Source organism: Okeania sp. SIO3B5 (assembly GCF_010692555.1).
Lineage (GTDB): Bacteria > Cyanobacteriota > Cyanobacteriia > Cyanobacteriales > Microcoleaceae > Okeania.
Window position 1 is genome coordinate 1 of record NZ_JAAHHG010000337.1, and the last position, 10,889, is coordinate 10,889.

Annotated in this window: 6 protein-coding genes and 1 pseudogene; 3 read left to right on the forward strand and 4 right to left on the reverse strand. The window is 38.4% G+C overall.

What is annotated here, in order from left to right; all coding sequences use genetic code 11:
• Positions 1-239: 239 nt before the first annotated feature.
• Positions 240-2,306, reverse strand: a complete 2,067-nt coding sequence (locus tag F6K54_RS30870) for an AAA family ATPase (protein ID WP_293086425.1) — start codon at positions 2,304-2,306, stop codon at positions 240-242.
• 1,144 nt (positions 2,307-3,450) lie between these two features.
• Positions 3,451-3,696, reverse strand: coding sequence for a hypothetical protein (locus F6K54_RS30875; protein ID WP_293086427.1), 246 nt, complete (start codon positions 3,694-3,696; stop codon positions 3,451-3,453).
• Positions 3,697-4,688: 992 nt separating this feature from the next.
• On the opposite strand from F6K54_RS30875, the gene F6K54_RS30880 reads away from it, so the two are divergent.
• Positions 4,689-5,177: a hypothetical protein gene (locus tag F6K54_RS30880; RefSeq protein ID WP_293086430.1), complete on the forward strand. Its 489-nt coding sequence runs from the start codon at positions 4,689-4,691 to the stop codon at positions 5,175-5,177.
• A 325-nt stretch (positions 5,178-5,502) separates the two neighbouring features.
• On the opposite strand, the pseudogene F6K54_RS30885 reads toward F6K54_RS30880, so the two are convergent.
• Both F6K54_RS30885 and F6K54_RS30890 read right to left on the reverse strand, forming a co-directional pair.
• Positions 5,503-6,594 (reverse strand): annotated as a pseudogene (locus tag F6K54_RS30885) (RNA-guided endonuclease InsQ/TnpB family protein); the annotation flags it as partial.
• A complete protein-coding gene (locus F6K54_RS30890; protein WP_293086433.1) occupies positions 6,578-6,670 on the reverse strand; it encodes a helix-turn-helix domain-containing protein in 93 nt (30 codons plus the stop codon). The gene F6K54_RS30890 and the pseudogene F6K54_RS30885, both read right to left, overlap by 17 nt.
• A 125-nt stretch (positions 6,671-6,795) precedes the next feature.
• On the opposite strand from F6K54_RS30890, the gene F6K54_RS30895 reads away from it, so the two are divergent.
• A complete protein-coding gene (locus tag F6K54_RS30895) occupies positions 6,796-7,035 on the forward strand; it encodes a hypothetical protein (RefSeq protein ID WP_293086436.1) in 240 nt (79 codons plus the stop codon).
• A gap of 468 nt (positions 7,036-7,503) precedes the next feature.
• Positions 7,504-10,889, forward strand: a 3,386-nt coding sequence (locus F6K54_RS30900; protein WP_293086439.1) for a condensation domain-containing protein, incomplete at its 3' end; no start/stop codon positions are given.

The window sequence follows — 10,889 nt, forward strand, 5'->3', positions numbered from 1 at the left end:
ACCCGAGCTCGGTCCGGGTTTCGGCGCAGCCCTACTCGGCCGGAGCTGAGGACGAGCGGTCCGGCCGGACGTGAGACCCGGTGTTGCCCGGATCGAGCTCCCGGGCGGCAGCACCAGGCAGAAAAATCATTCTTACAATTCTTACTCCTACATCCTCGCTCATTACCATTTCTCCTGTCTCCTACCCCAGCAAAAAGACTTTCCATAAGCAAACCCTAATTAACACTTTTGCAAGAGGTTTAATAATAATCTACTTCAAGCACTTCTGTATATTCAAATTCATTCGGACTGCGTTTTACTAAAGGATAAGATTCTCCACTTAACTGAATAGCATCTTCTTCACAATCTAATTTTGGAGAATTATAAGAAAGCACATATTCTCTACCAATATAATCAGCCATTTCTTCAGCTACTTCACCTCGCCATTGAGTTTTAGTTACTAATACAACTAATTGATTTGCTAATTGAGGAATAATATTAGCAATTTGTCTGCGATAAATTTCATCTAAACTGCCAAAAGGGGAATCCATTACTATGGGAAAAGTGCTACTATCGGGTCCCATTAAAGTGTTTTTTTGACTCCAGATTCGTACCTCGTCAATAATACTACCAATAAATGCCAAACTAAGGATTTGATTTTCTCCTGTAGAAGCGGCAACTAAAGCATCTTCTCCACCAGTATTTTCTACTAAAGTTAATTCATAATTTTCATTCAATTTAGGAATATAAGGAGTAAAAGAAATTTCTGAAAATAATTCTTGTACTCGTTTTTCCAAAGAAACTCTAAACTGTTTTTCTAGGCGCGCTCGGACTTCTATTAATCTCTCAATAGCATCTTGAGTAGCTGCAATTCGCCTTTGGGCTAAAACTTGTTTTAATTCATTCATTTGTTGTTTATCAAGTTGTTTGTCTAAGATTTTAATTTCTTTATTTAAAGTTTCTAGCTGTAGAGAATTTGAACCTGTTTCTCGGTTTAAATTTCCTACCTTAATTTCTATTTCATCTAAGCGTTTCTGTAACTTCTGAATATCTTCGTCTGGATAATTTCGTAGTTTTTTTTGAATTGACTCTAACTCATTTTCAACCCGTGAAAGTTGATGACGAAATTTTTCGATATTAGCTTGTTGTCGATCGACTTCATCCCAAAATTCTACTACTTGTTTGTCAATTTCATCTATCTGTATACTCATTCTAATTGCGGTTTCTTCTACATCAGCAATTTCGGCTTTTTCCATCCATTTTTCTACTGATTTTCTCCCTGGAGAATCTATAGTTAATTCTGCTCCACAAATACAACGTTGTTTTTCTAATAACTGTTGTACAAACTGTCTTTTGATTCCTATGGGTAACTCACCTTTTTCTTTTAAATTACCAAAAAGTTCTCGGAATTTTTCTATGGCATCTGACAAGAAAACCATATAACCACGAGTTGATATAGCTCTTTTTAACCCCTGATGAGCTTGTAATATTTGTTCTTTGATTGATACTACCTGAAGATTTAATTGGTCTTTCTGTTGGGGTAATCCTTCTGCACCTTTAAACTCTACTAAACGACTACTAATTTCTTTCTTAACTTCTCGATGATGTTGTAATTCTTTCTCTATTTCTGTTTGGCGTTTTGATAATTTGTTAATTTCCTGTTCAATTTGATTTTTTTCTTTCAGCAGTTTTTTAGTTTCAGGATTACCAATTAATCTCAAATCAGTTTCTAAGGATTTTTTGGCCTCCCCTAAATGTCTAACAGAACGATTTAATACTTCAATTCCTAATAATTCTTTCGTTGCTTCTGCTATTTCACTTTTCCGGTCATCCCTAACAATATACTCAATTCTTTCTCCGTCAAAAAAGAAATATCTATGTAAACTTTCTGGCAAAATTCTACCAATAATATCATCAGGATGTTCTGGGGGTGGAGACCAACGTCCGTCATCTCCAGCTATCTGCATATATAATTCACTTTTACCATGTTCAATTTCATTTTTTTCATTCCTATAAGCTCGTGATAAACGTTTGGCTTGATATCGTTTATTATCATGTTCAAATACAATTTCTACCCAACAAGCTATGGCTTTACCAAGTTTTGCTTCTGTAATTGCTCGTTTATTTACCAGTTGAGTTTCTACTACAAAGGCGGCACTAAATTTTTCATAAAGTACCCAAGTAAAGGCGTTCATTATGGTAGTTTTACCTGCACCATTATTGCCATGAATTATTGTTGTATTTTTTTTGCCTGATGCCAGAATTATTTCTGGTGTTTTGCCGTAAAACTGACGAAAGTTACACAGGATAATTGAGATTAATTTCATTGCACTGCTTCTTTAATAATTTTGAGAATATCATCTTAATTTAAGGAAGAAGGAAGACGGAAGAAGGAAGAAAACTTCATTTCTCTGATGCCAAAGTTATTTCTGGAGTTTTGCCATAAAACTGACGGAAATTACACAATATAATTGAGATTAATTTCATTGTACTGCTTCTTTAATAATTTTGAGAATATCATCTTAATTTAAGGAAGAAGGAAGAAGGAAGAAAACTCCATTTCTCTGATGCCAGAATTATTTCTGGCGTTTTGCCGTAAAACTGACGAAAATCACACAAAATAATTGAAATTAATTTCATTGAACTGCTTCTTTAATAATTTTGAGAATATCATCTTAATTTAAGGAAGAAGGAAGAAGGAAGAAGTAAAAAAACTCCATTTCCCTGATGCCAAAATTATTTCTGGAGTTTTGCCGTAAAACTGACGAAAATCACACAAAATAATTGAGATTAATTTCATTGCACTGCTTCTTTAATAATTTTGAGAATATCATCTTAATTTAAGGAAGAAGGAAGAAGGAAGAAGGAAGAAGGAAGAAGTCAAAAAACTCCATTTCCCTGATGCCAAAATTATTTCTGAAGTTTTGCCGTAAAACTGACGAAAGTTACACAAGATAATTGAAATTAATTTCATTGCACTGCTTCTTTAATAATTTTGAGAATATCATCTTAATTTAAGGAAGAAGGAAGAAGGAAGAAGGAAGAAGTCAAAAAACTCCATTTCCCTGATGCCAAAATTATTTCTGAAGTTTTGCCGTAAAACTGACGAAAGTTACACAAGATAATTGAAATTAATTTCATTGCACTGCTTCTTTAATAATTTTGAGAATATCATCTTAATTTAAGGAAGAAGGAAGAAGGAAGAAGGAAGAAGTCAAAAAACTCCATTTCCCTGATGCCAAAATTATTTCTGAAGTTTTGCCGTAAAACTGACGAAAGTTACACAAGATAATTGAAATTAATTTCATTGCACTGCTTCTTTAATAATTTTGAGAATATCATCTTAATTTAAGGAAGAAGGAAGAAGGAAGAAGGAAGAAGTCAAAAAACTCCATTTCCCTGATGCCAAAATTATTTCTGAAGTTTTGCCGTAAAACTGACGAAAGTTACACAAGATAATTGAAATTAATTTCATTGCACTGCTTCTTTAATAATTTTGAGAATATCATCGTTAATTCGAGGAATTTTTTTATAAAGTCGGTCTTTTTCTAGTTGTAAGACTCGCCCAATAATTTGCCTTACTTCTGGGGGTGCGCTGGTAATTGGTTCTTGAATATCATTGAGTTTACTTTGAGTTTTAGGATTATATTTTGAGTGCTTTTCTGCAAAAATAGTTGATATTTCTGTGATTACTTTGTCTGAGTATTTTAAAGTCATTTTAATTTAAGGGAATCATTCATTAATGGATAATGGATAACGGATAATGGATAATGGATAATTACCTCTCCCTAAAAGCTATGCTTTATAAACATCTTTCTTAACATAAAACTTGACAAAAATATCATTTAATGTACTAGAGTCTGAAAGCTCCTAGTGTTGTTGCGATCGCAACGACAAAAAACAACTTTTAGGAGTACACAAGTTAGTCAATTTGTCAAAGCTTGTAAAACCAATAAAATGCTAGTAAGCTTTTGATAATAGGCATTATCCACTTTTGTAAAGAATTTTGCTTATAATGGACAGCCCTTTTAGGGAGAGGATTGACGCGGTAGGGAAAAAATTGATTTTTTTCTCCTTGAAATAGGAAGCTTTCAAGCTGAATTATTTAATTATTTAATTATTATTTCTTCGGTAATATAGCAATTCCCAAAAAGCGTGAGGTACAAAATTTTAGGTTTGAGGGAACAGGGAACAGGGAATAAAAAGACAAAAAGATAACTGTATCTCACTAATTTTTTGAGAAACTCTATACCTCATGTTATTACATTGGGTTGCTAAGTGTTAGCTGTTGCTTGCTAGAGCTGAAAAATATAGACTATCCAAGATAAATATCTACAAAATGTCTATGTTTTTAAGCCATTAATCTGTGTTATTATTAAATACGTCTGCTAAGACCAGAGGATTTTAGCAACGATTATGGAGTGTTTTGCACTCGACTTTTCATCTCTGATGAAAACCCCAGAGGGAATCCTAAACTCAATGTGCTTGAGCGGAACATTAACCTTCTTTGCCAGTAGACTTATGGACAGGTGAGTCGAAAAATCGCTTAACCTCACCGATGAAGAGCGTGTCTAGGATTGTCTAGATTTTTAGAAGGTGTAAAAATAGCGGTCAGTTTTTTTCCTGACTAAAGAATCCTGGGTTGTTGCATAAGCATAACGTCGGGAATATGTCAACAGTCCCATAACTTAGCAAAACGAAAGCAAATTATGAAAAAACTATTTAAGGTATTAGTGGCATTAGTTGTTGTCGCAGCTCTAACTTGGATTCCTTCCTTTACTTCAGCTCCTGCACTCGCAGCTGATGTTGAATACGTTCCTGGACTCCAGTTTGTAATTACTCCCTATGGAGAGTGGGAAGAAACCCAAAGCGGTGCTATCTACTCACCAGGTCAAGAAGTTCTCGTCTCTTATGATGCACTAAGGGCATCTTCAGACAATGATAGTTGCCCTTCATTTAGCCCAAAGACTGAGGTAATAGGCTACGTCATGTCTGATAATAGTGGCGATATTAGTAAGTTTCCCCTTAAGAATATCGATGGCTATCCTGTCGTTAACTTCGTTAAAATTGGAAGCTTTCAAACTCCTAAGTGCTATCAACAGAGTGATACTATCCAGATTTGGTTCAGTGGAACTGGCGATGGCTGTTTTGACAGTGATTTCGGAAACAATTACAAATTCCCAGTAATTTGCAAGTAATAATTGTTGAGTATGGAAATTCTCCCAGAGTGAGGCTACTTAGCCTTCCCTCATGCCTAATAACGGGATACTCACCTTAAGGGGAACAGCCATGGCATTAATGTTGTGGCTGTTTTCCTATTTAAGGGATTCCAAGAAATAAATTACCCAATTTGAGATTTAATCAATTGAATTAATTGAATATGTAAAATTTTGTCACGAAATATCAAATTATATTGACTAATATGTTCTCGGAAATATACAACCATGCTGAGTACAGTATAGCCATTCTTAGAAACCTATGATTACCTATATAAATCTATGATTTTCTTGCTGATAATCTGTTCTATTCCTGCTTCGCTCTGGCAACGTCGGCGTTATCCAGTCCACAGGCATTCACGGTCGAACTGACCGCCATAGCTAAATTTAATGCTGCATTTAAGTCTCGTTCGCAACTAAAATTGCAGTGTTCGCAATTAAAAACGCGCTCTGATAACAACAGAGACTCTTTAACAGTTCCACACCTACTACAGGTTTTAGAACTGGGAAACCATCTATCAGCGATGATCAACTCAGAACCATATAATTTACACTTGTATTCTAGCTGTCTACGAAACTCGTAGAAACCCATATCAGCAACTGCCTTAGCTAACTTATGATTTGCCATCATTCCTGATACATTAAGGTCTTCTATTACTATTTGACTGTGGTTTTTAGCCAAATAAGTAGTTAGTTTATGCAATGTATCTTTTCTGATGTTGGCTACCTTTGTGTGTAACTGAGCTATCTTAAGTTGCGCTTTTTTCCAATTATGAGAAAACTTGACTTTATGTCGGTTCAGATATTGCAACCGAGAGAGTTTAGCTTCTAACTTTTTGTAAGATTTCGCACCTTCAAACACCTCACCAGTTGAGAGTGTAGCTAGAGATTTTACACCTAAATCAACACCAACTACATCTACTGATTTCTCAGTAATTTGAGAAACTCTATCTACTTTGAAGCTCAAAAACCAACGGCCTGCTTTCCGACTAATAGTTATAGACTTAGGAGTAACATTATCTGGCAAAATTTCATAAGTTTTCACCCAACCAATTCGTGGCAGTTTTATATGATTAAAACCGACTGTAATTGAACCGTCCAAAGTGTTTGCGTAGCATTCCGCAGGAAAACTATCATTTCTACCTTTTTTCTTAAATTTAGGTTGACCAGACACTTTGGTGAAGCAACGTTTCCAAGCTGATGACAAATACCTCAAAGCATATTGAGGAGCAGACTTAGATACTTCATAGTACCAATAGTTATTAGGTTTAACCATTGCTACCAAAAGTTTATGCAGGTCGATAGATGTGGGAAATTTAAGTTTACCTGAAGGATTATTGGAATTGTGATTAAGGATGTTTTTAGTCAACCATAGTCCCCAATTATAAGCATGACGGGCTACAAAGCGCGTGTTTAGCCAGTAGCGTTTTTTGCTGCTTTGTGGGGTGTATTTCAATTTTGAATCCAAGTAGCATAAACAGATAATCCCAGATTTTTATAGATAATACCAGATTTTAGCCAACAGTTACAAGCCCTTACAGCTTTTTCAGAATATATCGATAATTATCATGGCCTCACAGGTTCAGAGCGAGAAAAGGCATTGCAATATCCTTATGTTCATGTGGCCGACGAAACGGAAGTAGATCACTTTTTAGTAGTGGTTAAGGCACTCAATGCTTATTGTACAGCAACAGAAAGTTCAATAAATTATATTGAAGCAAGGCAGCTATTTGAGCAATACTTGAGTCGGGTAGGCAAAGTAATGGAGTCTCTAACGGCATCAATGGAGCAGGAAAAAAATGCAGCACCGACAAATAGGGAATATACAGAGGTCTACTAGAGTAGCTTCTTGGAAAAGATTTTCTCTAGTTGATCGAGTTCGTGCTGGCGTGGCTGAGTATATAGATTGGTTGAGAGCAACATAGCAGAATTGTACAAACAGATGTAGATTGTGCGATCGCTTGTTGTACAGAGATGCCGATACTGCTGGATTAGTTGCAAGAGAAAAGTTAAAATCCACTATTACAGGATTGGTTAGCTCAGTTAAAGGTTATAAATCCTGTAATATCTGCTTTGCAGTGGATTAGCAATCAAAATCAGTGGGAGAAGGAGTGGGAGAGTAATTTTGCTTCCCTTCCCTTTAGAATCCCCGTGACTTGAGTCCGGGGAGTAGTCAATATAAAACTATAATTCATCCCGTAAATATGCAACGCCTTTTTGAGCCTTTTCAACTGAAAACCTAGCACTTCCAACAAGCCCTAATTATTTTCAAAAATAATGACGATAATGACCAGAATAAGGTGATAGAATGATAAGTCCAGCAGCAAATCGAATTCAAAACATTGGTGTGAATATTATTAACCCATCAATAATCAAGCGGTTTCAAGAGCAGGTGATTAGCTACGGAGATCGCCTAGCAATAAAATCTCAAGATAGCACCATAACTTATAAGGAATTGAATGGTTGGGCAAATCAGATAGCAAGAACTATTGTAGAAAAACGGGGCGTTGGAGCAGAACCCATTGCTCTCCTGTTTGAAACCAGGCCGGAAGCGATCGCTGCCATGCTGGGGGTACTCAAAGCTGGAAAGTTTTACGTCCCGTTAGATATTTCTTGGCCAGGATATCGCCTCAATTCGATCCTGGAAGATTCGCAAACAGAACTGATTTTGAGCGACAGTCGCCAGTTTCAAGCAACAGGATTAGACCATCCAGATTGGGCATCGGTTGTTTCTAACCGAGATGTTTTGTGGTTGGATAACCTTGACGGAGCAATTTCAAAAGAGAACCTAGAAATTCAATCTCATCCCGACGACCTAGCTTACATCATTTATACCTCTGGTTCATCGGGACAACCCAAGGGGGTGATGCAAAACCATAGATATGTCTTAAATTTATACCGAAACTATACCAATAGCGGTGCGATGACAGAACACGATCGCTTTTCGCTGTTATATTCTGCCGCTTTTGCAGGAGCGGTGCGAGATATTTACTGCGCTTTGTTGAATGGCGCTGCTTTACTGCCTCTAAATGTGAAACAAATTAGTTTGCATCATTTGGGTGGGTGGTTGCAGGATAATGAGATTACTGTGATGTTTGCGGTGGCTACTCTGTTTCGTCACTTTGCTGCTACTTTAAAAGGAGTAGGGAATTTTCCTAAGTTGCGACTCATCCAAATAGGTAGCGAAACTGTTTATCGACAGGATGCAGAATTATTCCAGGAACATTTTTCCTCTGGATGTACCTTAATGGTGAATCTGGGAGGCACGGAGATTAGTCCGGTGCGACAATTTCCGGTCGCAAAAAGTACGGTACTGACAGGAAGTACAGTGCTTGCGGGATATGGGGTTGAGGGAACCGAAGTTTGGCTTTGGGATGAGTCCGGGCAGGAGGTTCCCCCTGGAGAAGTGGGTGAAATTGTGGTTAGTTCTCGGCAAGTAGCTTTGGGTTACTGGCATCAACCAGAACTAACAGAGCGAGTATTTGTCTCTGATGGCGATCGCCACTATTTCAAAACAGGAGATTTGGGGCAGTTATTACCTGATGGCTGTTTGCTGCATTTAGGTCGTAAAGATTTTCAGGTCAAAATCCGAGGATATCGGGTAGAAACTAGCGAAGTAGAAGGGGTTTTGTTGAGCTTAGAGTCGGTTCGAGAGGCAGTTGTTACCGCTCAAGTAGATGTAGGTGGGGCAGTGGCTGATCGCTGCCTGGTGGCTTACCTCACTGCTGTTAATTCTGAAAATAAACCGACAGCAAAGGAGTTAAAGGAAGCGATGGCTACTCGGTTGCCTGATTACGCAATTCCTGCTTACTTCGTTTGGTTAGAATCATTACCCTTAACGGCGACGGGTAAAATAGATAGGCGATCGCTTCCTAAACCCGATACTTTATTAACTTCAGACCTGGATATTGTTCCTGCTAGAAACGCTACGGAAGAAATATTGGTGCAAATTTGGTCTGAAGTGCTGAACCGGCAAGCGCTTGGTGTTGAAAATAACTTTTTTGATTTGGGAGGAAATTCTCTTCATGCTAGCCGAGTTTTAGCTCGTATTTCTGAGAAATTTAAAAGCGAACTCTCTCTCAAAACTATTTTTGCTGCCCCAACCATCGCCCAACTTGCCAAACACCTAGAGTCGGGGAAAACAGAAACATCTTTACCTCCTCTAGTGCCGATGCCAACTCTTCGAGAAACTCAAATTCCCCTCTCCCTAGCACAACAACGTCTCTGGTTCCTTGACAGACTAGAAACCAAAAAAAATATTTACAACCTTTTTCGTGGTTTTCGTTTGACGGGAAAAATTGATGTCGGTTGCTTGGAAAGGGCAATTGAAGCTATTATCGAACGGCATGAAATTCTGCGAACGAGTTTTGATGTAGTTGATGGCGTTCCTATCCAGGCAATCGCCCCTTCCCTACCATTTGTCCTGGAGATTTCAGACTTACAAGACTTACCCGCCACAGAACGCAGTGCTAAAGTGGAAGAAATTACCAGGGAAGTACAGGGTTGGAACTTTGACTTAGCTAAACCTCCTTTGTTAAAAATTGTACTGATTTGTTTGAGCGATCGCGAATATAACTTATTGATAACAATGCACCATATCATCAGCGATGATTGGTCGATACAGGTTTTCTTGAAAGAGCTATCGGTTATCTATAGGGTATTTTGTCAACCCACCCCCAACCCCCTCCCAGGAGGGGGCGAAGACAACCCAATTCTGGAAAGGGGTGAAGGCAAGTCTATTCTGGAAGGGGGCGAAAGCAACACCCTCCTCCCGCTTTCTGGAGGTCTCAAAGGCAACCCCCTCCTGGGAGGGGGCGAAGGGGGTGGGTTACCTCCGCTGCCGATTCAATATGCAGATTATACTCATTGGCAGCATGAATATTTGGTTGGTGATGTTCTGGAAGAACAACTTGATTACTGGAGAACGCAACTTGCTGACGTACCACCACTCTTAGAGTTGCCGACGGATTTTCCTCGCATCAATAATGCCGACGCAGGCTTTCAAAGCGGTATCGTTTCGCTAAAAATTGATAGCAAAACCACCGAAAAACTGAAAAACTTGAGCCAACGCTCGCAAACCACTCTGTTTGTCACCCTATTAACGGCTTGGGCAGTTTTGCTCTCTCGCTATAGCAACCAGGAAGATATTGTAGTGGGAACGGCGATCGCTAACCGCAATCCAGCTATTACGGAACAACTCATCGGCTTTTTCGTCAGTACCTTGGCTTTACGAATTAAACTGCTGGATAATCCTACTTTTTTAAACCTCCTAGATCGTGTCCAGCAAACAGCTCTAGATGCCCATGCTCATGCCGATGTTCCTTTTGATCGCCTGGTAGAAGCTCTGCAAATCCAGCGTCACTCGAACTATAACCCCATCTTTCAGGTGATGTTTATCTTACAAAACGTCACCCAGGAGAACCTGGTGTTCCCTAGTCTGGAAACACAGCAACTTGATTTTCTCAAGCCGACAGCGGGTGCTACTTTTGATCTAACTTTATCCCTAACAGAAAATAGTGAGAGTCTTGTCGGAACTTTAGAATATAATACTAACTTATTTTTACCAGCAACCATCGAGGGGATGGCAGGTCATTTTCTGAGGCTGGTGGAGGCGATCACCGATAGTCCGGAAATGGCAATCACCAAATACCCACTCCTGAGTAGCCAGGAGCGACAGCAATTATTGATTGAGTA